This window comes from Bradyrhizobium sp. (assembly GCF_052389815.1).
In the GTDB taxonomy this organism is placed as follows: domain Bacteria; phylum Pseudomonadota; class Alphaproteobacteria; order Rhizobiales; family Xanthobacteraceae; genus Bradyrhizobium.
This window is the reverse complement of the sequence record NZ_JBQTHN010000054.1, coordinates 1-25,737: the sequence shown is the minus strand read 5'-3', so window position 1 is coordinate 25,737 and position 25,737 is coordinate 1. Positions and strand designations below refer to the sequence as shown.

The 25,737-nt window shown below is 65.1% G+C and carries 18 protein-coding genes; 9 read left to right on the top strand and 9 right to left on the bottom strand.

The genetic code is table 11. The features are described from left to right. Positions 1-8: 8 nt before the first annotated feature. The 5 genes from ACT4OC_RS09960 to metC all read right to left on the bottom strand — a co-directional run bounded on the left by ACT4OC_RS09960 (position 9) and on the right by metC (position 5,844). Positions 9-1,277, bottom strand: coding sequence for an AAA family ATPase (locus tag ACT4OC_RS09960; RefSeq protein WP_444838811.1), 1,269 nt, complete (start codon positions 1,275-1,277; stop codon positions 9-11). Continuing rightward, positions 1,274-2,011, bottom strand: a complete 738-nt coding sequence (locus tag ACT4OC_RS09955) for a CpaD family pilus assembly protein (RefSeq protein ID WP_444838810.1) — start codon at positions 2,009-2,011, stop codon at positions 1,274-1,276. Before ACT4OC_RS09955 ends, ACT4OC_RS09960 begins: the two co-directional genes overlap by 4 nt. Positions 2,012-2,032: 21 nt before the next feature. Then, positions 2,033-3,517: a type II and III secretion system protein family protein gene (locus ACT4OC_RS09950; protein ID WP_444838809.1), complete on the bottom strand. Its 1,485-nt coding sequence runs from the start codon at positions 3,515-3,517 to the stop codon at positions 2,033-2,035. A 38-nt stretch (positions 3,518-3,555) separates the two neighbouring features. Then, a complete protein-coding gene (gene cpaB, locus ACT4OC_RS09945) occupies positions 3,556-4,356 on the bottom strand; it encodes a Flp pilus assembly protein CpaB (RefSeq protein ID WP_444838808.1) in 801 nt (266 codons plus the stop codon). A 291-nt stretch (positions 4,357-4,647) separates the two neighbouring features. Then, positions 4,648-5,844: a cystathionine beta-lyase gene (gene metC / locus ACT4OC_RS09940; RefSeq protein ID WP_444838807.1), complete on the bottom strand. Its 1,197-nt coding sequence runs from the start codon at positions 5,842-5,844 to the stop codon at positions 4,648-4,650. A gap of 319 nt (positions 5,845-6,163) precedes the next feature. On the opposite strand from metC, the gene ACT4OC_RS09935 reads away from it, so the two are divergent. From ACT4OC_RS09935 to ACT4OC_RS09920, 4 genes are read left to right on the top strand one after another with little or no spacing between them, the layout of a single operon-like run. Then, positions 6,164-7,180: an amino acid ABC transporter substrate-binding protein gene (locus ACT4OC_RS09935; protein ID WP_444838806.1), complete on the top strand. Its 1,017-nt coding sequence runs from the start codon at positions 6,164-6,166 to the stop codon at positions 7,178-7,180. Positions 7,181-7,205: 25 nt separating this feature from the next. Continuing rightward, positions 7,206-8,411, top strand: a complete 1,206-nt coding sequence (locus ACT4OC_RS09930) for an amino acid ABC transporter permease (RefSeq protein ID WP_444838805.1) — start codon at positions 7,206-7,208, stop codon at positions 8,409-8,411. Further along, entirely contained in the window at positions 8,408-9,919 is a 1,512-nt protein-coding gene (locus ACT4OC_RS09925) for an amino acid ABC transporter permease (RefSeq protein ID WP_444838804.1), read from the top strand. The genes ACT4OC_RS09930 and ACT4OC_RS09925 overlap by 4 nt, the downstream gene beginning before the upstream one ends. A gap of 12 nt (positions 9,920-9,931) precedes the next feature. Next, positions 9,932-10,675 (top strand): amino acid ABC transporter ATP-binding protein, encoded by a 744-nt coding sequence (locus tag ACT4OC_RS09920; protein WP_444838803.1) that lies wholly within the window; start codon positions 9,932-9,934, stop codon positions 10,673-10,675. Between the two features lie 67 nt (positions 10,676-10,742). Here ACT4OC_RS09920 and ACT4OC_RS09915 read toward each other — a convergent pair whose 3' ends face one another. From ACT4OC_RS09915 to ACT4OC_RS09900, 4 genes are all read right to left on the bottom strand, one after another. Further along, positions 10,743-11,783 (bottom strand): cysteine synthase A, encoded by a 1,041-nt coding sequence (locus tag ACT4OC_RS09915; RefSeq protein ID WP_444838802.1) that lies wholly within the window; start codon positions 11,781-11,783, stop codon positions 10,743-10,745. An 85-nt stretch (positions 11,784-11,868) separates the two neighbouring features. Next, on the bottom strand, positions 11,869-13,095 hold the full coding sequence (locus ACT4OC_RS09910; RefSeq protein ID WP_444838801.1) for a class I SAM-dependent methyltransferase: 1,227 nt from the start codon (positions 13,093-13,095) through the stop codon (positions 11,869-11,871). A gap of 101 nt (positions 13,096-13,196) precedes the next feature. Continuing rightward, complete coding sequence (locus ACT4OC_RS09905; RefSeq protein WP_444838800.1) at positions 13,197-14,036, bottom strand: DUF1365 domain-containing protein; 840 nt, start codon at positions 14,034-14,036, stop codon at positions 13,197-13,199. A 5-nt stretch (positions 14,037-14,041) separates the two neighbouring features. Next, the gene (locus tag ACT4OC_RS09900; RefSeq protein ID WP_444838799.1) at positions 14,042-15,355 is read right to left on the bottom strand and encodes an NAD(P)/FAD-dependent oxidoreductase; all 1,314 of its coding nucleotides are present in this window, start codon (positions 15,353-15,355) and stop codon (positions 14,042-14,044) included. 388 nt (positions 15,356-15,743) lie between these two features. Here ACT4OC_RS09900 and ACT4OC_RS09895 point away from each other — a divergent pair, with 388 nt between their 5' ends. From ACT4OC_RS09895 to ACT4OC_RS09875, 5 genes are read left to right on the top strand one after another with little or no spacing between them, the layout of a single operon-like run. Next, the gene (locus ACT4OC_RS09895) at positions 15,744-17,225 is read left to right on the top strand and encodes an efflux transporter outer membrane subunit (protein ID WP_444838798.1); all 1,482 of its coding nucleotides are present in this window, start codon (positions 15,744-15,746) and stop codon (positions 17,223-17,225) included. After that, a complete protein-coding gene (locus ACT4OC_RS09890) occupies positions 17,215-18,516 on the top strand; it encodes an efflux RND transporter periplasmic adaptor subunit (RefSeq protein WP_444838797.1) in 1,302 nt (433 codons plus the stop codon). The genes ACT4OC_RS09895 and ACT4OC_RS09890 overlap by 11 nt, the downstream gene beginning before the upstream one ends. Before the next feature lie 36 nt (positions 18,517-18,552). Then, the gene (locus ACT4OC_RS09885) at positions 18,553-21,699 is read left to right on the top strand and encodes an efflux RND transporter permease subunit (protein WP_444838796.1); all 3,147 of its coding nucleotides are present in this window, start codon (positions 18,553-18,555) and stop codon (positions 21,697-21,699) included. After that, the gene (locus tag ACT4OC_RS09880) at positions 21,699-24,854 is read left to right on the top strand and encodes an efflux RND transporter permease subunit (protein ID WP_444838795.1); all 3,156 of its coding nucleotides are present in this window, start codon (positions 21,699-21,701) and stop codon (positions 24,852-24,854) included. The genes ACT4OC_RS09885 and ACT4OC_RS09880 overlap by 1 nt, the downstream gene beginning before the upstream one ends. A 38-nt stretch (positions 24,855-24,892) precedes the next feature. Next, on the top strand, positions 24,893-25,603 hold the full coding sequence (locus tag ACT4OC_RS09875; RefSeq protein WP_444838794.1) for a tRNA-uridine aminocarboxypropyltransferase: 711 nt from the start codon (positions 24,893-24,895) through the stop codon (positions 25,601-25,603). The last annotated feature ends 134 nt before the right edge of the window (positions 25,604-25,737 follow it).

The following is a 25,737-nucleotide window of genomic DNA, read 5'->3' as shown; positions in this document are numbered from 1 at the left end:
GCGGCGCGTCAGGATGCGCGCCGCAGCTTTTTGATGATCGGCGAGAGGAACGAGTCCTTCTTCGGCTCGCTGCGGCCGGTCAGGCGCCGCGCCATTTGCTGGAACATCTTTGCGGCGCGGTGATTGGCCGAAATCTCCGCGATCATCTGGCCGTTGTTGGCGGCGGTGCCGAAGGTCTTCGAATCGAACGGGACGGTGGCGATCGGCTGGGACTCCACCGTCTTCGCAAAGGCGCGCAGCTCGATCTCCGGGCGCTTGTGCATGCCGACCTGGTTGATGCAGTAGAGCGGCGGACGGTCGTTCGGCCGCGCCGACTTCAGCATGTTCATCATGTTCTTGGCGTTGCGCATGTTGGCGAGATCCGGCTCGGCGACGATCAGGATGTCGTCGGCGCCGACCAGGGCCCGCCGCGTCCAGGCGGTCCACTGGTGCGGCACGTCGAGCACGATGCAGGGCGTGGTCATGCGCAGCGTGTCGAAGATGGAGTCGAAGGCGTCCGCCCCGAAATCATAAACCTGGTCGAGCGCCGCGGGCGCCGCCAGCAGGCTGAGATTGTCGGTGCATTTGGCGAGCAGGCGCTCCATGAAGGAGCTGTCGAGCCGGTCCGGCGAGAACACGGCGTTGGCGATGCCTTGCACCGGATCCTGGTTGTAGTCGAGGCTGGCGGTGCCGAAAGCGAGGTCGAGGTCGATGACGACGGAGTCGAGCGCGACGTCGCGGGCGATGTGCCAGGCGATATTGTGGGCGACGGTGGAGGCGCCGACGCCGCCCTTGGCGCCGACCACGGCGATCATGCGGCCGACCGTGACGGCCTCGGAGGCCGAGAACAGGCTGCAGATCGAGCGTACCACGTCGAGCACCTCGACGGGTCCGATGACGTAATCGTTGACCCCGCGGCGCACCAGCTCGCGATAGGGCGTGATGTCGGCGGCGGTGCCGATCACGATCACCCGCGTGCCTGGATCGCAGACGCTGGCAAGCTCATCGAGGCCGGCGAGGATGTCGCTGTGGCCCTCGGTCTCGAGGACAATGACGTTCGGCGTCGGCGCCTTGTGATAGGCCTCGATCGCGGCCGCGATGCCGCCCATGTGGACGGACAGGTGAGCCTTGGCGAGGCGGCGGTCTTCGGCCGCGGCGCGCGAGGTAACGGCGGTTGCTTCGGCGACGCAGAACATCTGGACCGACACGCGCGGCGCCGGGGAAATGTAGTCGGAGCTGTCCGGCGGCGGAGGCGGCAGATCCGCGTCTGCCGGTTTTTGCTTGGAGCGGTTCATCATTTGCCCGTGTCGCTCAGTTTGGCCTTGTCGGATTCGGGGTAGATCGTCGTGGTCGAGACACCCTTGCGATACTTGTCGAACGAGGTCGTGCGCCGCATCGTGTAGGCGGGGCTCTCCGGCCGCGGCTGCTCGAGGTCGGCGGGGTTGTCCACCATGGCGGCGAGGTTGCGCTGGGTGGCGCAGCCGAAATTGTAATATTGCTTGTTCTCGTTGTAGCCGGGGTTGTCGATCGACGGGCCGAGATCGGCCGGCCACAAGCCGCAAGGGCCGGCCGTCGCGGATATCTTCGGGTAGCTCAGGCGAATCGTCGCGAACCGCTCGGGGTCGTCGGGCGAATAGCGATTGACGCGAATGGCTTCGGACGGCACGCCGGCTGCGGACAGGGCGTGGCGGATTTCACGCGCGGCGGAGGCGGCGGCGCGCGCATTCGGCGTGTTGACGGGGACGTCGACGACGACGCTGCCGGTGCCTTCGCGGACCCAGGTCTGGCCGAAGCCGAGGACGTCGGCGCGCTGCGGGCCGGACAGGCCGCCGCGGCCGGCGCCGACGAACACGACGATGGAGTGATTGGCTTCCTGCACCGAGATCGGATGCCGCTGGCGGTAGTCGTTGGGCACGCTCGCGGTGATGGTCTCGCCGTTCGACCAGCATCCGCCGAGCGCGGCGGATAGAGCGGCGAGGGCGAGGGTCGCGCGCAGTCTGCGATATTTTCGTGTTGCCGATGTGATCGTCATTCCCCGTCCCCGCGATGCCGCCTAGTCGATGATGAATCCGAAATAGCCGGGATGGCCGGCGCCGGTCTCGACGCGGGCGGCAACGCCGTAGATCCGGTTGATGCGCGCCAGCAGCGTCGATTGCGAGTCGTTGGCCGGCGCAAAACCGTCATCCGGCCGCGACAGGTCTTTCTGGGCAACGGCCCGCACGACATAGGGCGTCACCAGCACCATCAACTCGGTCTCGTTGTTGACGAAATCCTGGCTGCGGAACAGGCCGCCGAGAATGGGCAACTGATCGAGGCCGGGCAGGCCGTTGACCGCCTGCTTGGTCTGCTGCTGGATCAGGCCGGCCATCGCCATCGAGCCGCCGGAGGGAATTTCCAGCGTAGAGTCGGCGCGGCGGGTGCGGATCGAGGGAACGGTCAGCGAGCTTCCCTGCTGGTTCAGCGTGATCGCATTGTCATTGGAGAGCTCGGAGACCTCGGTCATCACCCGCAGGCTGATCCGGCCCTCCGTCATCACGACGGGTGTGAAGTTCAGGGAGATGCCGAACTTCTTGTACATGATCTGCGTGGTGCAGACGCGCGTGACGGGATCGCAGGAGTAGCCGGCGGGAATCGGGAACTCGCCGCCGGCGATGAAGGTCGCCGATTCGCCCGAGATCGCCGTCAGATTCGGCTCGGCCAGCGTGCGCACCACGCCGGCGCTTTCCATCGCGCGCATGGTGGCCTGCACCTGCGGCACGCCCTTCAGGATATCGCTGGCCTGGAAACCGTTCTGCGCGACGAGCGGGCGGCCGAACGCGGTGAACGGGTTCTGGTTGTTGAAGTTCACGACCGCGGTGCCGTAGTTCATGCTGGCGCTCATATCGACGCCCATCTGCTTGACGATGTCGCGCCGGACTTCGGCGACATGCACCTTCAGCATCACTTGGTCGCGGCCGCGCACCACGATGGAGTTGACGACCTTGTCGGCGCTGCCGACCAGCTTGGTTGCGATGTCGCCGGCCTGCTGCGCCTCGATCGGGCTCGACACCGAGCCGGTGAGGATCACGCCGTCGCCGATGCCCTCGATCTGGACGCCGGGAACGCTACGCAGTGCGGCGCGGATGCCGTTGAGGTCGCGCTTGATGGCAATGTCATAGGAGGTGATCTGGTTGCCGTCGGCATCGAAGAACACAACGTTGGTCTGACCGACCGCGGCACCGATGATGTAGGCGCGCTGCGACGAGCGGATCACGGCGTTGGCGACCTTGGGATCGGCGACCAGCACGTCCTTGGCTTCGCGCGGCAGATCGATCACCACCGATTTGCCGACGCCGAGCGCAAGGAAACGGGTCTTGACCGGGCCGATCGAGCCGGTGACCGCCGGGGTCTGCTCACCGACGATTGGGCTCACGGCCGGCGGGCCGGCGGGCGCCTGCGTCGAGCTCGTTTCTGCGGCGCTGGCCGGCCAGAGGGCCGGGGAGAGCGCCAGCGCGGCGACCGCCGAGAGCGAGATCATGCGAAGCCGGGAGCTTCGCATCGGATTGTCACCGCTTTTGTCATTGAGCATTGTACTGGTCACTTCTGTGTCGTCATCGAGCTCTGCACGCCGTAGCGCACGACGTTGATGCTGGCGCCCTTCTTCGGGGCTGCGTCTTCTTCCGATGAATTATCGGCCATGTTGACGTCGGTGATGGAGCGCAGCGCCAGCGACAGCGTGCCGCTTTGGCGCGCGCGGGCGAGCGTCTCGGCCTGTTCGGGCTTCAGTTCCAGGGTCACCGTGCGACCGACCAGGGCGTTCTGGCCCTCTTTCTCCTTCGGCGCCTGGTCGATGGCCAGCACGCGCACGTTGGGAAGGATGATCTCGGAATTGACGATGTCTGGCCCGCCCTTGTCGGCGGCCTTTTCGCGGCGGGTCAGGATCACGTCGACGCGGTCATTGGGCAGGATGAAGCCGCCGGCACCGGTCTCCGCGGAAATTTCAGTCGAGATGGCGCGCATGCCGGTCGGCAGGATCGCCGCCATGAAGCCGGAGCCGTTGGCCTTGACCAGCTTCGGTTCGCGGATCGGTTCGCCCGCGATGAAGGGAGCCCGCGCGATCATGCCGGCGATCTCCTTGGTGGCCTCGGCGCGGTCGCTGCGCTTGATGAAGTTGCCGCTGGCGGTTCCGGCCGGCCAGGTCTGCCATTGCAGATCGTCGGGCTTGACCGACTGGCCGAGGCCGATCTCGTTCTTGGCGACGAGCACCTCGACGGTAGGCAGTTGCGCGACGGGCTGGGCGGGAGCCTGCGCGTGGTCGTCCGTGCTCCGTGCGAGATAGGCGGCGACGCCGCCGGCACCCAGCGCGATGGTCAGGACGACGATACGTGCGGTGTTCATACGCGTTACTGTTCGCTCTCACGCCGCAAAGCCATGAGCCCCACGGCGGCCTCTCATCCCATCCCGAGATCGAGGACTAAGCGTCAAAGGTATATGGGCGCTTGCGTGGCGGAACGCGGGCGGCGGAGATCGTCGCCATGGTGAACGGATGGTTATTCAATCACTTTGCGATCGAACAAAATGCCGTGACGGGCACGTATTTCCACGGGACAAAGCGGCCGCGATGCGCACTCGCGGCGCAGGCGCCGCAATGGCGCCATGGTGGTTAATGAAATTTGTCGTCGGCCGTCGCTACTGCGCGGCCTTCAGTGCGGCGAAACCGCGGTCGAGATCGGCCTTGAGGTCGTCGACATTTTCGAGCCCGATATGCAGCCGCAGCGCCGGCCCGCCCGGCGACCACTTGGTCGCCGTGCGGTAGCCCTCGCAGTCGAAGGGGATGATCAGGCTCTCGAAGCCGCCCCAGGAAAACCCCATGCCGAACAGCGTCACTGTATCGAGCAGGGCATCGACGGCCTTCTGCGGAACCGGCTCGAGCACGATGCTGAACAGGCCGGAGGCGCCGGTGAAATCGCGCTTCCAGATCGCATGCCCCGGATCGCTCTCAAGCCCGGGATGCAGCACCCGCGCCACTTCCGGCCGCGCGGCGAGCCAGCGCGCCATCTCCAGTCCCGATCGATGATGCTGCGCGAGGCGCACCGCCAGCGTGCGGGTGCCGCGGAGCGCGAGAAAGACGTCGTCCGGTCCGGCGCAGACGCCGAGCAGGCGGATCGTCTCGGCGACCATCGGCCAGGCCTTCGCGTTGGCCGAGATGGTTCCGAACATGATGTCGGAGTGGCCGCCGATATATTTGGTGGCGGCCTGCATGCTGATGTCGACGCCGAGCTCGAGCGAGCGGTGAAACAGCGGCGTCGCCCAGGTGTTGTCGTCGATCACGAGCGCACCGCGCGCATGCGCGACTTCGGCGATGGCAGGGATGTCGGGCATCTCGAAGGTTTGCGAGCCCGGCGCCTCGACCAGCACCGCCTTGGTGTTCGGCTTGAACAGCTTTTCGATCGCGGCGCCGATCTGCGGATCGAAATAGGTGGTCTCCACGCCATAGCGGGCGAGCACGCCGTTGCAGAAATTGCGCGAGGGACGATAGACGTTGTCGCAAACGAGGATATGGTCGCCGGCTTTCGTCACCGACAGCAGCGTGGTCGAGATTGCGGCAAGGCCGGAGGGTGCGATGCCGACGCCCGCACATTGCGGGCCCTCGAGCGCCATCATCACGTCCTGCAACGCGCGCGTGGTCGGCGAGCCGTGGCGCCCATAAGTGTATTCGGCGCGATGCGCGTGCAGATCCTCCGCGGTCGGATAGAGCACGGTCGAGCCGTGGAACACGGCCGGATTGACAAAACCCTTTTGCGCATCGCGGTCGCGCCCGGCGGTCACCAGGCGGGTTTCGGTCCGTTGCGATGTCGGCTTGCCGTCAGCCCCCGAGGATTTCATGCATTGCACCAAAGACGTTTTGTCGCAACCGCAGCGCGCAATGCCCGATAAGGCGGCAGGCTGAGGCCTCCTGGCTAATAACAAGACACAGAAGTGGGCAGTCAACCCCTTGACCCGGCTCGCCAGTCGTTCTGTGATGGCGCCGACTATCCACGTCGCCGCAAGTTGAGGGGCCTGCCGCGACCGCCGATCCATTGCTCGCCGCAACAAGCGCCAGACCGAAGGTTTTGGCGACGCTTCGCGGAAGGGGGATCATCGGGGTGGCCCATCGGACCTGCGACGGCTGTCCGGCGTTCCGACCCCTCGAAAGGCTTTGCCCATGAAACGCGTATCCCTGGTTCTCTCCCTAGCCGCTGCCGCCGCCCTTACGGCGCAGGCAGCGACCGCCCAGACCCTCAAGACTATCAAGGATCGCGGCATGCTGTCCTGCGGCGTAAGCCAGGGCCTGCCGGGATTCTCGTCGCCCGACGACAAGGGCAACTGGACGGGTCTCGACGTCGACATCTGCCGCGCGATTTCCGCCGCGGTCTTCAACGATCCCAACAAGATCAAGTTCGTGCCGCTGTCGGCCAAGGATCGCTTCACCGCGCTGCAATCCGGTGAAATCGACGTGCTGTCGCGCAACACCACCTGGACCATTTCGCGCGACACCTCCCTCGGCGCGAACTTCACCGGCGTCACCTACTATGACGGCCAGGGCTTCCTGGTGAAGAAGTCGCTGAAGGTGAAGTCTGCGCTGGAGCTCAACAGCGCCTCGGTCTGCGTGCAGACGGGAACCACGACCGAGCAGAACCTCGCCGACTACTTCAAAGGCAACAACATGAAGTATGAGGTGATCGCCTTTGCCGGTGCCGACGAAACGGTGAAGGCCTATGAATCCGGCCGCTGCGACGTGTTCACCAGCGACGCCTCGCAGCTCTATGCCCAGCGCCTGAAGCTCGCCAACCCCACCGATCACGAGGTGCTGCCCGAGATAATCTCCAAGGAGCCGCTCGGCCCGATGGTGCGCCACGGCGACGACCAGTGGTTCGACGTCGTCAAGTGGACGTTGTTTGCCATGGTCAATGCCGAGGAGATGGGCGTCACGCAGAAGAACATCGACGAGATGGCCAAGTCCGACAAGCCCGACATCAAGCGACTGCTCGGCAGCGACGGCAATCTCGGCGAACAACTCGGCGTGACGAAGGATTGGGTGGTGCGCATCGTCAAGCACGTCGGCAATTACGGCGAGGCCTTCGACCGCAACGTCGGCGCCGGCTCCAAGCTCGCCATCTCCCGCGGCCTGAACAATCTCTGGAACAAGGGCGGAATCCAATACGCGCCGCCGGTCCGCTGACCGGTAACGCCGGAGGGGCGCGGCGATGGCCATCGAGGCACGAAAACCGCCGTCGCAGTTTGCGCTCAGACTGCGACGCACGCTCGGGGGACGGGCAGGCTGGAACGGCGTCGTCTTCCAGGTTCTGTTCGTCGTCGCGCTGACCTGGCTCGGCTATGAGATCGTCGCCAATGCGCGCGCCAACCTCGCCGCGCAAAACATCACCTCCGGCTTCGGATTCCTGCAGAACAATGCTGGCTTCGACGTCAACCAAAACCTGATTCCCTATTCGGGTTCGGACAGCTACGTCCGGGTGTTCTTCGTCGGCCTGTTGAACACGCTGGTCGTGGCCGTCGTCGGCATCTTCTTCGCCACCATTCTCGGCTTTGCGGTCGCGCTCGGCCGGCTGTCGCCGAACTGGCTGCTGTCGCGGATTGCCGGCGGCTATGTCGAGCTGATCCGCAACCTGCCGCCGCTGTTCCAGATTCTGTTCTGGTACAAGGCCGTGCTGTCAGCGCTGCCGGGTCCGCGGCAGAGCTACTCGTTCTTCGATTGGTTCTTCCTCAGCAATCGCGGACTGGTGATCCCGAAGGGGATCGCGGCACCCGGGCTGGAGCCGTTCCTGATTGTGGCAGCCATCGCGATCGTCGCCGCTTTCGTGCTGCGGTACTACGCACGCAAGCAGCTGTTCGAGAAGGGCCACAAGATCACAGTCTGGCCGTACGTGCTGGGGGTGCTCCTCGGATTGCCGCTTTTGGCGATGCTGATCTTCGGCAAGCCGCTCACGCTGGAATTCCCGATGCTGCGCGGCTTCAACTTCGCCGGCGGTTCGCGCATCATTCCGGAATTCGTGGCGCTTACGCTGGCCCTGTCGACCTACACCGCGGCCTTCATCGCCGAGATCGTGCGCGCCGGCATCATGTCCGTGCACAAGGGGCAGATGGAGGCAGGCTCCTCGCTGGGCTTGTCCCGCGGCCAGACGCTGCGAATGATCGTGGTGCCGCAGGCGATGCGGGTCATCCTGCCGCCGCTGACCAACCAGTACCTCAACCTGACCAAGAACTCCTCGCTGGCGGTCGCCATCGGTTACCCCGACCTCGTCTCGGTGTTCGCCGGCACGACGCTGAGCCAGACGGGCCAGGCGATCGAGATCATCTCGATCACCATGGGCGTATACTTGCTGATTTCGCTCATCACCAGCGCCGTCATGAGCTTCTACGGGTGGCGGCTTGACCGGAGCATGCAGCAATGAACGCTCCGTTCTTTGTCCGCCAGGATCTCGTTGCCGAACGCCCCGCGCCGGTGAAGACGACCGGCCTCATCGGATTCCTGCGCACGCGCCTGTTCAACACGCCGACCAACATCCTGATCACCGTGCTCGGCGTGCTGCTGCTGTGGTTCACGATCGGTCCCGCGATCAAGTTCCTGCTGATCGACGCGGTGTGGACGGGCAAGGATCGCGAATCTTGTCTGGCCGAAAAGCTCGGCCGGCCCGTCGGCGCCTGTTGGCCGTTCGTCACGGCCAAGTTCAGCCAGTTCATCTACGGCTTCTATCCGGAACCGGAGCGCTGGCGGGTCGACCTGACTTTCCTGCTCGGCGCGGTGCTGCTGATCCCGATGCTGATCCCGCGGCTGCCGGCCAAGGGCATCAATGCCTCCCTGTTCTTCATCGCGTTTCCCGTGGTCGCCTTCTTCCTGCTGCATGGCGGGGGCCTGAAGGGATTTGGCGTCAGCTGGACGGCGAACACCCTTGCCGGCTTCAACGACAGCATCGGGGAGGGCGGGCAAAAGCTCGTCGCGCTGAGCGCTTCCTCCCTGATCGGGCCGCTGCTGTGGCTGATTGGCAAGCTGCTCGTGCTGATCGGCACCGTGGTTTCGTGGCTGCTGTGGCCGTTGACCTCGCTGCGCGACGTCATCCAGTCGTTCGGCCGCCCGGTATGGGCCGACCTCTTGGCGACCGCTGCGATTGTCTCCGGGCTGATGTTCTGGCTCGGCGGCGGCATGCGCGCCGGCGTGAGGCCGCTGGTTACGAGCCTCGTCATCTTCGCCGGCATCGGCATCGTCATTGCGGTCATGGGACTCGACCGCGGCGGCCTGGTGGTGGTCGACACGCGGTTGTGGGGCGGCCTGCTGGTGACGCTGGTGGTGTCGGTGACCGGCATCGTCGCCTCGATGCCGGTCGGGATTGCGCTCGCGCTCGGGCGGCGTTCGACCATTCCGCTGATTCGCGTATTCTCCGTCGCCTTCATCGAGTTCTGGCGCGGCGTGCCGCTGATCACCGTGCTGTTCTTTGCCACCTACATGTTGCCACTGTTCCTGCCCGGCAATTTCACGGTCGACGGCCTCGTGCGTGCGCTGATCGGCATCGCCCTGTTCGCCGGCGCCTACCAGGCCGAGGTGATCCGCGGCGGCCTGGCGGCGATCCCGCGCGGGCAAGGGGAGGCGGCAAGCGCGCTCGGATTGTCGTTCTGGAAGACTACCGGGCTGATCGTGATGCCGCAGGCGCTGCGCCACGTCATCCCCGGCCTCGTCAACAGCTTTATCGCGTTGTTCAAGGACACCTCGCTGGTCTCGATCGTCGCGCTGTTCGACCTGCTCGGGCAGTTGCAGGCCTCCTTCAGCGATCCCAACTGGTCGACGCCGACCACGCTGTTCACGGGATTTGCCTTCACCGGACTGATTTACTTCGCGTTCTGCTTTGGCATGTCGCGCTACTCCCTGTTCGTCGAGAACAGGTTGAACGCGCACCGCCGCAATTGAGAAAGCCCGCCAATGGCCGAGAGCTCCATCGTCACCATCAACAAGCTCAACAAGTGGTACGGCGATTTCCACGTGCTCCGCGACATCAACCTCGACGTCGCCAAGGGCGAGCGCATCGTGATCTGCGGTCCGTCAGGCTCGGGAAAGTCGACATTGATCCGCTGCATCAATGCGCTCGAGGAATTTCAGGAGGGCGAGATCACTGTTGAGGGAATCGATCTCGGCCCGAACCTGCGCCGCGTCGATGAGGTCCGCCGCGAGGTCGGCATGGTGTTCCAGAGCTTCAACCTGTTCCCGCACCTCACGGTGCTGGAGAACTGCACGCTGGCGCCGATCTGGGTGCGCAACATGCCGCAGAAGGATGCGGAAGCGACCGCCATGAAATATCTGGAGCGGGTCAAGATCCCGCACCAGGCGAGCAAATATCCAGGCCAGATGTCGGGCGGCCAGCAGCAGCGCGTGGCGATCGCGCGCGCGCTGACCATGAATCCAAAGGTCATGCTGTTCGACGAGCCGACCTCGGCGCTCGACCCGGAAATGGTCAAGGAGGTGCTCGACACCATGGTCGACCTCGCCAGGGAAGGCATGACCATGCTGGTCGTCACCCACGAGATGGGTTTCGCGCGGGAAGTCGCCAACCGCGTGGTGTTCATGGATGCAGGGCAGGTGATCGAGTCGAATACGCCGCAGGAATTCTTCGCCAACCCGCAGCACGCGCGGAGCAAGCTGTTCCTCAGCCAGATCCTGCGGCATTAGCAGGCGCGCGAGTGGCGAATAGCGAATGGTAGAATCCATTCGCTACTCCCTATTCGCCATTCGCCAACTACACCTTCTCGAACGGCGGTTCGATCTTGCTCCGGTTCTCCAGCCATTCCGGCACCGGGAGATTCTTCGAGCGCATGAAGTCCGGATTGAACAGCTTTGACTGATAACGATTGCCGTTGTCGGCGAGGATCGTGACGATGGTCTTGCCGGGGCCGAGCTGCTTTGCCAGCCGGATGGCGCCGGCCACATTGACGCCGGTCGAGCCGCCAAGACACAGGCCCTCGTGCTGAAGCAGATCGTATATCACTGGAATCGACTCTTCGTCCGGAACGAGAAAGGCGTCGTCTACCACGGCTTCCTTGACGACGGCCGTGACGCGGCCCAGTCCAATGCCCTCGGTGATGGAGTCGCCTGATGTCGATTTGGCTTCGCCGTTCTTGAACAGGTTGTACATCGCAAAGCCCGGCGGATCGGCACAGGCCGTCACGATGTTCTTGTTCTTCGATTTCAGGAACGAGCTGACGCCCGCGATTGTGCCGGCGGTGCCGACCGAGCAGATGAAGCCGTCTACCTTTCCGCCGGTCTGCTCCCAGATCTCGGGACCCGTCGATTCGAAATGCGCCTTGGCATTGTCGAGATTGTTCCACTGGTCGGCGAACAAGACGCCGTTCGGCTCGCTCTTGCGCAACTGGTCGGCGAGGCGGCGGCCGACATGCTGATAGTTGTTCGGGTTGGCAAAGGGCAGCTGCGGCACTTCGACGAGCTCGGCGCCGCAGAGCCGCAGCATGTCCTTTTTTTCCTGGCTCTGGGTGTTGGGAATGATGATCAGCGTGCGATAGCCGCGCGCGCTCGCCACTATCGCAAGGCCAATGCCGGTATTGCCGGCGGTCGATTCCACCACGAGGCCGCCGGGTTTGAGGTCGCCGCGCTTCTCGGCTTCCAGGATCATCCATTTGCCGGCACGGTCCTTGACGGACTGGCCGGGATTCATGAACTCGGCCTTGCCCAGAATGGTGCAGCCCGTCAGCTCGGAAGCCTGCTTGAGCTTGATTAGCGGCGTGTTGCCGATCGCCTGGACGACGTCATTGTTGAACTTCATATCGCGAAAAACACCGGTTGTTTCCTTGAGGTGCGACCCTAAAGGACCGAGGCGGGGATCACAAGCAACCGCTTTAGCGCGGCAGCTATCCGGATTTCGCGAAGACGACCTGGCGAACGTCGATATTCCCCGAAAGGAATCCGGCCTCGCAATAGGAGAGATAATATTCCCACAATCGCCGGAACCGGTCGTCAAAGCCAAGCGGCGTCAACCTGGGCCAAGCTTCGCGGAAATTGTTTCGCCACGTCGCGAGGGTCTTGGCATAATCTTCCCCGAAAATGCGTTCGCGAATGACGGGCACGCCGAAGGTCTCGCCGAGCGTCTTGAGCACCTGCGGGGACGGCAGCATGCCGCCCGGGAAAACGTAGCGCTGGATGAAATCCACCTCGCGGCGGTAGCTCGGGAAAAGTTCGTCCTGGATGGTGATGGCCTGGATGCCGGCGAGGCCGCCCGGCAACAGGCGGTCGCGCAATTGTGAGAAATACTTCGGCCAGAATTGCTCGCCGACCGCCTCGATCATCTCGATCGAGGCGATGCGGTCGTAGCGGCCGCGCTCGTCGCGATAGTCCTGCAACCTGATCTCCACCTTCTCGGCAAGGCCCGCTTCCTGGATGCGACGTTGTGCGAAGTCGCGCTGCTCCCTGCTGATGGTGAGGCCGACGACCTTCGCGCCGTGCCGCGCGGCAAATTCGGCGAAGCCGCCCCAGCCGCAGCCGATCTCCAGCAGCTTCTGGCCGGGCTTGAGGTCGATTGCTTCCGCCAGCCTGCGATATTTGTTGGTTTGTGCCGAGCTCAGGTCCGTCGTGTGTTCCTCGAACAATGCCGAGGAATAGGTCATGGTCGGATCGAGCCACGCCGAATAGAAGGCGTTGCCGATGTCGTAATGCGCGTAGATGTTGCGCCGCGCCTGCCGCCTGGTGTTGCGGTTGAACCAGTGCCTGATGACCTGCACATATCGGATCAGCGGCTTGCCGATCAGCATGGTCTGCATCCAGTCCTGGTTGACGCAGAACAGATACAGGAACTGCGTCAGGTCCGGCGTGTCCCATTCGCCGCGAAGATAGGCCTCGGCGATGCCAATGTCGCCGCCACGAAGCAGACGCGTCGCAAAAGCGAAATTGTGGACGTTCATGGCGGCGGCGGGTCCCGGCCCGTTGCCGCCGAGCCGGACCGTGCGGCCATCTGGCAGCGTCACATCGAGCGTGCCGCGTCGAAGTTGCGCGCCGTAGCCGAGCGCCAGGCGGACCATGCGGGGCAGGTCCGTCAACAGTTCGTCCACCGAGTCCGAAGTGACCGTGATCAGATCAGCCATGGGCAGTCCACCGTGCTGCCCCAGGTCCGACTTCCCCGTGACGGGACCGAATTAGCTTCGGCCCCCACCGGACCAAAGCGCCTTGGCGCGGGCAGGCAACGTCAGCCTAGCATATTGGTTCCCTTCGCCAACCGGCAAGGTGTCCGTCTTCGCATGTCAGTCTTCGCAAGTGCGGCAGCGGGGCGCGGCACCAGGCGCGCGCCCTTCAGCCACAGTCGCAGGGCCTCCCAATGAATCGCGGCAACGATCTTGAAGGTGACCAGAGGCAGCGCGACCAACGAGCGCAGGAGCGCGGCTGTTGTGAGCGCCCGGCGCAGGCCGCTGAAGGTGGCGCTGAGCAGGGGCCCTTCGCGGTCGGTTTCGAGGATGCGCAGCCGCACGGTTTCGGCTGGCGGCAGGATGCGGAAATGGTAGCGCATCGCCATCGCGACAAAGGGCGAGACGTAGAACTGCTTGTCCTGCTGCTGGCGGATGCCGGCGGCGCTGGCTTCGCCGGGCCTGACCGGCAGCACATAGGAATGAATGTCGCCGAAGGTGTTGCGCACCTCGTAGATGATGAGCGCCAGCTCGCCATCGGCGCGGTGGCAGAAATAGACCGACAGCGGATTGAAAGCGAAGCCGAGCAGGCGGGGATAGCACAGCAGCAAGACCCTGCCGTCGGTGAGGTCGATGCCATGTTCGGTCGCGCAGCTTCTCACATGAGCCCGCAGCGAGGAGCCGTCGCGGCTGCCGTGGTCGGCTTCGTGAAAGCTGTAGAGCGCGGCCCGGTTGACGCCGAACAGAGGCGATTGCCGATCGGCTTCATCCAGCCGGTCGAGGTCGATCAACAGGCTCATGACGCGGTAGCTGAAGCGATGGCCCATCGGCTTCAGCCGCGCATGCATGACCTCGCCGAAATAAAGCGTAGCCGCATCGTCGCTTCTCGTGGCACGATCCGGCATGATCGCTATTCCGCTGCCTCCGCAAGCTCGGCCGGCAATCCAGCCCACGGCGCGGTGGCGCCGAGCGCTTGCGCCACCTCCAGGCCCGAACGAAGTCCATCCTCGTGAAAACCATAACCGGTCCAGGCGCCGCAGAACCAGGTACGCCGGCGGCCCTGGATCTCGCCGAGGCGCTTCTGGGCGGCAAAGGCCGCAGCATTGTATTGCGGGTGCTCGCAGACGTACTTGCCGAAGGTCAGCGCTTCATCCGGCGCGAACGGCGGGTTGAGGCTGACGAACAGCGGCTTCGAATGGTCGATGCCCTGCAGCCGGTTCATCCAGTAGGTCACCGCGACATCGTTGACCGGCACGCCCTCGCGCTGCCAGCGCAGGAAGTTCCACGACGCCCAGGCGCGCTTGCGCTTCGGCATCAGCCTGACGTCGCGATGCAGATAGACCATGTTCGGCGCATAGCCGATGGCGCCGAGGACTTGACGCTCCCGTGCGTCGGCATCGCACAGCATGTCGAGCGCCTGGTCGCTGTGTGCGGCGATGACCACGTGATCGTAGGTTGCCCCCTCGCCATGGCTGTCGTGAACGACCACGCCGTGCGGTGTGCGCTCGATCGACGTCACGGCGCAGCCGAGCCTGAGTCGGTCGCGGAATGCGGCGGTCAGCTTCTCCACGTAGTTCTTGCTGCCGCCCTTGACCGTGCGCCAGACCGGGCGGTCATATTGCAGCAGGCGGTGGTTGCTGAAGAAGGCGACGAAGTTCTCCGCCGGAAAATTCAGCATCTCTTCCGAAGGCGCCGACCAGATCGCGGCGCCCATCGGTGCGAGATAGTCGGTGAGCAGGCGCGGGGCGAAATGGTTGCGGCGGAAATATTCGCCGAGGGTGATGCCGGCGAGCTTGCCCGTCCTGTGGTCCGCAATGCTCTGCTGGTTGAAGGTGAGGATGTCGCGCAGCATCCACAAATAGGATGGTGACAGCAGGTTGCGCGGTTGCGCGAACAGGCCGATGGCGGTCTCGATCCAGTTTTCTCCGCCGCCCTTCCATTCGAAGCGGCCACCGTCGGCCGTGACGGCAAAGCTCATGCAGCTCTCCACCGTCTCGACCCCGAGATGGTCGAACAGCGCCGTCAGTCCCGGATAGTTCAGCTCGTTGTAGACGATGAAGCCGGTATCGACCGCGATCGGCGTGCCGTCATAGTCGATCGTGACCGTATGGCTGTGGCCCCCCGGCCGAAGCTCGCGGTCATAGACGGTGACCGGATAACGCTTCGACAGGGTCCAGGCCGCGGCATTGCCGGCTATTCCCGTTCCGATGACCGCGACCCGCATGCTGCTGTCCCTCTTTGCTGTGCGAGCCAGATACGGCAGGCCGAGGGGCGCGGTTTCAAAGCGGGAAACGGCGGCTGGGGCGGAAAACCCCCATGAAATGTTCGTAAGATTCGCCGGCCGCCGGGCGGCAGGAATCGAAGAAAAGTCTATAAAATAAGACCAAGTCGTTGATCGGAGCCGCCTGTGGCGTGGTTGCATCGCTGGTCCCGGAACGCCGCGGCGGGCCTGTCCGCCCCCCGATCCCAAGGCTAGGATAAGGCTTGAGGATTCAACGCAGCATCACCCCGGTGAACGTGTCACAGCCGATGTCCAGCCCAGTCGCCCGCGCAACGCGCGGGGCCGGTTCGGCGCGGCTGAATGGGGGTGCAATATCCGGTGGAGCGCGGGTGTGACCCAAAGCCCTGCCGGAACGTCGATTGCAGGCCGCGCGGCGCCTGCCTTGCGCGGCGCCGTGAGCTGGGTCGCCGCGGCGTGCCTGGCGCTCGGCTCGTCCGGCTGCCTGCTCACGACCGACCTGCCGGATCCCGCCCTGGACGTGCCGCCGGGCTACAAGGCGGCGGGTGCGAAGAATCCGTTGGATGCGCCGCCGACGCTCGACTGGTGGCGCGGCTTCCGCTCGGGTGAGCTGACGATGCTGATGGAGGAAGCCCAGACCGTCAATCTCGACATCGCGGCGGCCACCGCGCGCTTCATCCAGGCCGACGCGCAGGCACGCATGGCCGGCGCGCCGCTGTTTCCGTCTCTCTCCGGCGCGGGGCAGGAAGCCTATTCGCGCACCTCGGGCTCGAGCTCGTCGGGCCTTACCAATGGCGGGCGCGAGGTGGTCAACTATCAGGCGTCGCTGAGCGCGAGCTATGAGATCGACTTCTGGGGCAAGAACCGCGACGCCGCGCAGGCCGCGGAAGAGACTGCGGTGGCCAACCGCTTCGATCGCGACGTCGTCGCGCTGACGACGCTGACCAGCGTCGCCAACGCCTATTTCCAGGTGCTGTCCTCACAGGACCGCCTGCGCGTTGCCGAACGGAACATCGCCAGCGCCCAGCGCATCCTCGATGCGATCAAGCAGCGCTTGAGCGCCGGCACTGGCACCGATCTCGACGTCGCCCAGCAGGAGAGCGTGCTCGCCAACCAGCGCGCGCTGGTGCCGCCGCTGCGCCAGACGCTGCAGCAGAACATCAATGCGCTGGCAACGCTGGTGTCCCGCCCGCCGGAGAGCATCAGGGTCGCCGGCGGAACGCTGAACCGGATCGCGATTCCGCGGGTGACGCCCGGCCTGCCGTCGGAGCTCCTGACGCAGCGGCCGGATATCAGGCGGCAGGAGGCGCAACTCGCTTCCGCCACCGCCAATATCGGCAATGCGCGCGCGCAATTCTTTCCGAGCATCCAGCTTACCGGAAATGGCGGCTACCAGAGCTCGGCGCTGGTCTCGCTGTTCCAGCCGCATGCCGCCTTCTTCCAGCTCGTCGGCAGCGCAACCCAGCCGATCTTCGACGGCGGCCGGATCCTCGGCAATTTCGAGTTCGCCAAGGCACGGCAGGACGAGTTGCTGCAGGCGTATCGCAAGACCGTGGTGCAGGCCTTTGCCGACGTCGACACCGCACTCACCAATGTCCGCGAGACCACGATCAAGCTGCGTCTGCAGCGCGACGTCGTCGCCGCCTCGCGGCGGGCCTACCAGCTCGCCGGCGACCAGATGCGGGCGGGGACGGCCGACATCGTGACGGTGCTGAACGTGCAGGTGACGCTTTTTCAGGCTGAAGACGCCCTGGTACAGGCGCAGCTCGCGCGGCTGCTGGCGATCGTCAGCCTCTATCAGGCGCTGGGGGGCGGATGGGAGCCGAGGATGGAGAGGGCTGCCAATGCTCTTTAAGCCGGAGTTGAAGGAGACCGCGAAGGAGGCGGTCAAGGAAACGGCGAAGGCCGCCGGCAGGAGCGTCGTCCGCTCGGTGCTCCGGCGCAGCGTCTCGCTCCTGATCACGCTCCTGATCCTCGGCGGCCTCGGCTATATCGGCTGGCTGGCCTGGCAGCAGAAAAGCGGCGGCCGCAACGCCAATGCCCGGCCCGATCTGCCAGTGCCGGTGCTGGCGGCAACGCCGCGGGTGCAGGACGTGCCGGTCTATCTCGATGGCGTCGGTTCCGTGCGCGCGCTGAACACGGTCACGGTGCGCGCGCAGGTCGACGGCAAGCTGATTGCCGTCAACTTCGTCGAGGGCCAGGACGTCAAGAAGGGCGACATCCTCGCCGAGATCGATCCGGCGATCTACCAGGCGCAATACGACCAGGCCGTCGCCAAGAAGGCGCAGGACGAGGCGCTTCTGGTCAACCAGAAGCTGGATCTGGCGCGCTATCAGCAGCTCGCCGCCTCCAACGCCGGCTCCAAGCAGCAGGCCGACACCCAGAAGGCGCTGGTCGCGCAGCAGGAGGCGTTGATCAAGGCCGACCAGGCTGCGATCGACAACGCTGCCGCCACCCTCGGCTACACCAGGATCGTCGCGCCGATCTCGGGACGCGCGGGCCTGCGCCAGGTCGACCAGGGCAACATCATCCGCGCCTCCGATACGATAGGTCTCGTCATCCTGACCCAGCTGCAGCCGATCGCGGTGTGGTTCAGCCTGCCGCAGCAGCAGATCGTGCGCGTCAACAACGCCGCCATGAAGGGGCCGCTCGCCGTCGACGTGTTCGGCAATGACGGCGTCACCGTGGTCGATACCGGCACGCTGAAGGGCATCGACAACCAGGTCGATCAGACCACCGGCACGCTGAAGCTGAAGGCCGAGTTTCCCAATCCGAATTTCCAGCTCTGGCCCGGGCAATTCGTCAATGTCCGCCTCAAGGTCGAGACGCTGCCCAAGGCGATCGTCATTCCCACCTCCGCGGTGCAGCGCGGACCCGTCGGCACGTTCAGCTACGTCATCGGCGAGGGCAACATTGCCGCCGCCAGGCCGATCGTGGTTACCCAGCAGAACGAAAACGACGCCGTGATCGCCAGCGGCATCGCGCCGGCCGACCGCGTGATCACGACCGGATTTGCCAATCTTTCCGATGGCGCCAGGGTCTTCATCGGCAGGGAAGATGCGGCGCCGAGCGCCGACCTTGCGCCGCGCAAGCGCAGCCGCGCGCCCGATGCCAAGGTAGATGCGAAGGGCGGCGCGAAGCAGTGACGTTGAATCGGGCTCGAAGGAAATGAGCACGCAGCCATGAGCGTCTCCGAACCGTTCATCCGCCGGCCGATCGCCACCTCGCTGCTCGGGGTCGCGCTGATGATCGGCGGCGCGCTGGGCTACTGGGCGCTGCCGGTCTCCGCGCTGCCACAGGTCGATTTCCCGACCGTGCAGGTGACGACGCAGCTGCCCGGCGCGAGCCCGGACGTAGTGGCTTCGCTGATCACGGCGCCGCTGGAGCGCCAGCTCGGACAGATCCCGTCGCTGTCCTCGATGCAGTCGACCAGCTCGTTCGGCGTCAGCCAGATATCGCTGCAGTTCGACCTCAACCGCGACATCGACGGCGCCACCCAGGACGTGCAGGCCGCCATCAATGCGGCTGCCGGCATCCTGCCGCGAACGCTGCCGTACCCGCCGACCTACGCCAAGGTGAACCCGGCCGACGCGCCGGTCATGACGCTGGCGCTGACGTCGGAGACGATCTCGCTGCGGGCGATGAGCGACATCGCCGATACCATCCTCGGTCAGCGTCTGTCGCAGATATCGGGCGTCGGCCGCGTCGCGATCCTCGGCGGCCTGAAGCCCGCGGTTCGTGTCCAGGCCGACCTCGCGCGGCTCGCGGCCTATGGAATGTCGATGGAGGACTTGCGGAGCGCCATTGCTGGCGCCAACGTCTCCGGCCCGAAGGGCTCGCTCGACGGCTCGCAGCAGTCCTACACCATCGCCGCCAACGACCAGATCGCGGTGGCGGAGGCCTACAAGCCGATCATCATCGCCTATCGCAACGGCTCGCCGGTCACCATCGGCGACGTCGCCGTCATCGTCGACGGTCTGGAGAACGACCGCACCGGCGGCTGGTACCAGGGTACGCCAGCCGTCATCATCGACATCCAGCGCCAGCCCGGCGCCAACGTGATCGAGGTGGTGCGCCAGATCCGCGACGAAATCCCCAGGCTCCAGCGCACCATCCCGGCGGGCGTCAACCTGCACATCGTCAGCGACCGCACCGTCACCATACGCGCCTCCGTGCGCGACGTGCAGTTCACGCTGATCCTCGCCGTCGTGCTGGTGACGCTGGTGGTGCTGTTGTTCCTGCGCTCGCTGCGCGCCACCATCATCGCCGGCGTGGCGCTGCCGCTGTCGCTGATCACCAGCTTCGGCATCATGTATTTCGCCGGCTTTTCCCTCGATAACCTGTCGCTGATGGCGTTGACTATCGGCACCGGTTTCGTGGTCGACGATGCCATCGTCATGATCGAGAACATCGTTCGCCACATGGAGAACGGCGAATCCGCGATGGAGGCATCGCTGAAGGGCGCCAGCGAGATCGGTTTCACCGTGATCTCGCTGACGGTCTCGCTGATCGCGGTGTTCATTCCGCTGCTGTTCATGTCCGGTCTCGTCGGCCGCATGTTTCGGGAATTCGCGCTGACGCTGACGATCGCGGTGGTCACCTCGGCCATCGTCTCGCTGACGCTGACGCCGATGATGTGCTCGCGGATGCTGAAGCACGTCCACGAGGAGATGACGGTACCCGGCCTTGCCACGGTGAGCCGGGGCATCGACCTGATGGTCGCCTTCTATCATCGCACCCTGCTGTGGGTGCTCGAGCGCCAGCGCGCCACGCTGCTCGTGACCTTCGGCACCATCGTCGCGACGCTGCTGATGTATGTCATCGCGCCGAAGGGCTTTTTGCCGCTGCAGGACACGGCCTCGATCACCGCGGCGACGCAGGCCGGCCCCGATGTCTCGTTCGCTGAAATGAAGGCGCGGCAGGGACAGGCGGCGGAAATCATCCAGGCCGATCCCGACGTGATCGGGGTCGTGTCGGTGATCGGCGCAGGCTCGGTCAACCCGACCACCAATGTCGGGCGCCTTGTCATGACGCTGAAGCCGCGCGGCGAGCGGCACGACGGCATCGCCGCGGTGGTCGCGCGGCTGAAGCAGCGCACGGCCGCGATTCCCGGCATGACCATCTACTTCCAGCCGGTGCAGGACGTGCAGATTTCGACGCAGTCGAGCCGCTCGCAGTATCAGTACACGCTGACCGGCACCGACGCCGACGAGGTCGGCAAGTGGGCCAATCGGCTGGTGGCCGAGATGCGCAGGAATCCGGTGTTCCGCGACGTCTCCTCCGAGGCGCAGGAAGGCGGCTTGCGTGCCTCGCTCGATATCAACCGCCAGCGCGCCGGCCAGCTCGGCGTCAGCCTGCAGGCCATCAACGACACGCTCAACGACGCCTTCGCGCAGCGGCAGATTTCCACCATCTACGGCCAGGCCAACCAGTACCGCGTGGTGCTGGAGGCGCTGCCGATGTACCAGCGCGATCCCTCGGTCCTGTCGAAGCTCTATCTGCCCGGGGCCGCGAGCATTGCAGGCGCGCCGAATGCACAGGTGCCGCTGTCGGCGGTGGCGACGCTGACGCGCACCACGGCGCCGCTCGCGATCTCGCATCTGGCGCAATTCCCGGCGGTGAGGCTCAGCTTCAATCTCGCGCCCGGCGAAGCGCTCGGCGAGGCCGTTGCAGCCGTGAAGACGATAGAGGCCAGGATCGGCATGCCTTCCAGCATCGTCGGTGTCTATGCCGGCGATGCGGCGGAGTTCGCCAAGTCGCTGGCCGGCCAGCCCTGGCTGATCCTGGCTGCCATCGTCACGATCTACATCGTGCTCGGCGTTCTCTACGAGAGCTACATCCACCCCATCACCATCCTCTCGACGCTGCCCTCGGCCGGCGTCGGCGCCATCCTGGCCCTCATGTTGTTCGGGCAGGACCTGTCGGTAATCGGCCTGATCGGCATCATCCTGCTGATGGGCATCGTCAAGAAGAACGCGATCATGATGATCGACTTCGCGCTGGAGGCCGAACGCCATCAGGGCATGTCGCCGACGGAGGCCATCACCCAGGCTTGCCTGCTGCGCTTCCGCCCGATCATGATGACGACACTGGCCGCGCTGTTCGGCGCGCTGCCGCTGGCGATCGAAAGCGGCACCGGCGCGGAGCTGCGGTTTCCGCTCGGCATCTCCATCATCGGCGGCCTGCTGCTCAGCCAGCTGTTGACGCTCTACACCACGCCGGTGATCTACCTTGCGCTCGACCGGCTTAATCGCCGCATCGAGAAGGCGGTGCCCGATCCCGGGCCGCCGGGACCAACGGTCGCCGGCGCCACCGAGGGGATGCAGTGATGGTCTCGATCTCCGAGCCATTCGTCCGCAGGCCGGTCGGCACCACGCTGCTGGGAATCGGGTTGTTTCTGCTCGGGGTCGTCGCCTACGGAAACCTTCCGGTCGCCTCCGTTCCCAATGTCGACTTTCCGATGATCCGGGTCTTTGCCTCGCGTCCGGGCGCCGATCCCTCCGTGATGGCTTCGACGGTGGCAGCTCCCCTGGAGCGCAAGCTCGGTCAGATCGCCGGGGTCGACCAGATCACCTCGACCAGCTCGCTCGGCCAGACCAGCATTCTCCTGCGCTTCTCCATCGGCCGGAACATCGATCGCGCGGCGCGCGACGTGCAGGCCGCGATCAATGCCTCGCTCGCCGACCTGCCGAGCGACCTTCCGTCGCTGCCGCGCTTCCGCAAGGCCAATCCATCCGCAGCGCCGGTTTACGTGCTGGCGCTGACTTCGAAGACCATCTCGACGTCGGCGATGTACGACGTCGCCGACACCGTGCTCGCCCAGCGCATCTCCCAGGTGCCCGGGGTGGGGGAGGTCAACGTGTCCGGCGCCGACCAGCCGGCGGTGCGGATCGCGCTCAACCCGGTGGCGCTGTCCATTGCGGGCATTGCCACCGACGACGTGCGGCAGGCGATCGTTGCGGCCAATCCGCTCGGGCCTGCCGGCATCTTCAACGGCAGCCGCCAGAGCGAGACTATCGCGATCAACAGGCAAATGCGCACCGCGGCCGAGTTCGGCGACATCATCGTCAAGAGCGCGGGCGGCAATTTCGTGCGGCTGTCCGACGTCGCCGAGATCGAGGATTCCGTCCGCAACGCCCGTTCGATCGCCTGGTTCAACCGGCAGCCGGCGGTGCTGATCCAGATCACCAAGCAGGGCGATGCCAACGTGATCGAGACGGTCGATCGCGTGCGCGCGCTGATCCCCGAGCTGAAGCAGTGGATCCCGGCGGGGGTCGAGATCTCGACCCTGGTCGACCGCACCGGCACGATCCGGGCCAGCGTGCTGGACATGCAGTTCACGCTGCTGGCGACCGTGTTCCTGGTGATGTTCGTGGTGTTTTTGTTCCTGCGCCGGACCACGCCGACGATTGCCGCCGGCGTTTCGGTGCCGCTGGCGCTGGCCGGAACCTGCGCGGGCATGTGGCTTGCCGGCTTCTCCATCGACAACCTGTCCTTGATGGCGCTCGCGATTTCGGTCGGCTTCGTGGTCGACGATGCCATCGTCATGATCGAGAACATGTACCGCAATCTCGAACAGGGCATGGCGCCGTATCCGGCGGCGCTGGAGGGCGCGAAACAGATCGGATTTACCGTGCTCTCGATCAGCGTGTCGCTGGTCGCCGCCTTCACGCCGCTGATCTTCATGGACGGCATCGTCGGCCGCCTCCTGCGCGAGTTCTCGCTGACGCTGACCTTTGCGATTGCGGTCTCCACCGTGGTGTCGCTGACGATCACGCCGATGATCTGCGCCCATTTCATCAAGGAGGCGACCTCGGACCGTGCGACCTGGTTCGACCAGGTGGTGGAGGGCACGCTGTCGGCGACCGTGCGCTTCTACGAATGGACGCTGCGCATCGTGCTCGGCTTTCCCTATCTCACCTTGATGGTCTTCTTCGCCACCATCGCTCTGACGGTCGTGCTCTACATCAAGACGCCGAAGGGCTATTTCCCGACCGACGATTCCGGCTTCGTGATCGGGGCGACCCGCGCCGCCCCCGACATCTCGTTCCAGGCGATGCTGAAATTGCAGCAGCAGATGGCGCAGATCGTGATGAACGATCCGGCGGTGGCAGGCGTCGGCTCCTCGCTCGGCAGCCCGGTCGGTCCTGGCGGCGGCACCTCCAACCGCGGCACCATGTTCATCAGCCTGAAGCCGCCGGAAGAGCGCGGCGGCGTCACGACGGCACAGGTGATCGACCGCCTGCGCCGGGCGCTCTACCGTGTACCGGGCATCCGCCTGTTCATGTTTGCCGCGCAGGACGTTCGCGCGGGTGGGCGCCATAGCGATTCGGACTACCAATACACGCTGACGAGCGCGGACCTCGACCTGTTGCAGAAGTGGGCGCCGATCGTCGCCAAGCGCATGGAGACGGTCGAGGGCATCACCGACATCTCCGCCGACCGCGATCCCGGCGGGCTGCAGCTCAAGCTGCAGATCGACCGGCAAAAGGCCTCCGCGCTCGGGGTGCGCGTGCAGGACATCGACAACGCCCTGAACAACGCGTTCGCGCAGCGGCAGATATCGATTATCTACACCCAGCGCAACCAGTACATGGTGGTGCTGGAGATCGATCCGAAATTCCAGACCGATCCGACCAACCTCGAGCGGATCTTCGTCGCCGGCGCCAATGATGCGCAGGTGCCGCTGTCGGCCGTGGTGCGCTACGAGCGGGGATTGTCGCCGCTCGCCGTATTCCACTCGCAATCCTTCCCCTCGACCACGGTCTCCTTCAACCTGTTGCCCGACGTGCAGCTGGAGGCGGCAACCTCCAACATCCAGCGCGCGGTGGAGGAGCTGCATATGCCGGAGGGAATCCGCGGCAGCTTCGACGGCAATGCCGGCGATTTCAACAGGACCTCGGAGCGGCAGCCGCTCCTTATCCTGGGCGCGCTGGTGGCGATGTATATCGTGCTGGGCGTGCTGTATGAGAGCCTGGCGCACCCCATCACCATCATCTCGACCTTGCCGTCCGCAGGGCTCGGCGCGCTGCTCGCGCTGCAACTGACCAATACGCCGCTGACGGTGATCGCCTTCGTCGGCATCATCCTCCTGATCGGCATCGTCAAGAAGAACGGGATCATGATGGTGGACTTCGCGCTCGACGCCGAGCGGCATCGCGGCCTGTCGTCGGCCGAGGCGATCTTCGAGGCCTGCAGCGTGCGCTTCCGTCCGATCCTGATGACGAGCCTGGCGGCGATGTTCGCCGGCATCCCGCTGGTCATCGCCACCGGCCCCGGCACCGAGCTGCGCCGGCCGCTCGGCATCACCATCATCGGCGGGCTCCTGGTGTCGCAGGTCATGACGCTCTACACCACGCCGGTGATCTATCTGCTGATTGACCAGTTCAAGGATTTGCCGTGGCGAGAGAAGCTGAGATGGCTCGGTGTCGTGAGCGCCATCTTCAGCCTCGTTCTCGGCATTGCCAAATTGGCCTTGCGTTGATGTTGCTGCCTTGGCCATCCACAGCGTATAGCCATTGAATGTCGAATCTTGTTGCAGCACCGGACCTATTGGCGGAATGCGTGCACTGCGGCAAGCCCATGCCGCTCTGCATCTGCGACAGCGTTACGTCGATCGAGAGCCGCATTTCGATCCTGATCCTGCAGCATCCGCAGGAGCAGGATCGCGCGCTTGGCACCGCGCGGCTGACTGCGCGACATTTCAAGGATGCGGTCGTGAAGATCGGCCGGTCCTGGCCGAGCCTGGCTAAGGCACTCGGCCGGCCCGTGCACGATCCGTCGCGCTGGGCCGTGCTCTATCTCGGTTCGTCCAAGGTCAGCGAGCTCGATACTGACGCCGAAATCGTCGCCATCGACCGCAAGGGGGAAATGGAGGAGGGGCAGCGCGCGATCCTGAAGGAGATCGAAGGCATAGTGCTGCTCGACGGCACCTGGAGCCAGGCCAAGGCGCTATGGTGGCGCAATGCCTGGATGCTGAAATGCCAGCGCATCATCCTCGGACCGCGCCAGCCCTCGCGCTACGGCCATCTGCGCAAGGAGCCTCGTCGCGACGGGCTCTCGACCATCGAGGCCGCGGGCCTCGTGCTGGGTGCGCTGGAGAGGCGGCCGGACATCCCGGCGACGCTGAATGCGAGCTTCGAGCGCATGCTGGCGCGCTACCGCGAGGTCCAGCGCGAGATGCCGGAGCTTGCGCCAAAGCCGAAGAAGCCGGATTTCCGGCGGCGGCGTTAACCGGATTGGTTTGGGTCCGGCACGAATCTGGCGCCCCCGCGCGCCGCGCCATCCGACTCAGGAAATCGGAATTACCGGGCTTTTGACGCGCCATCACGGCCGGATCACAACGCCGCGAGCGGGCTCTGCGCCGG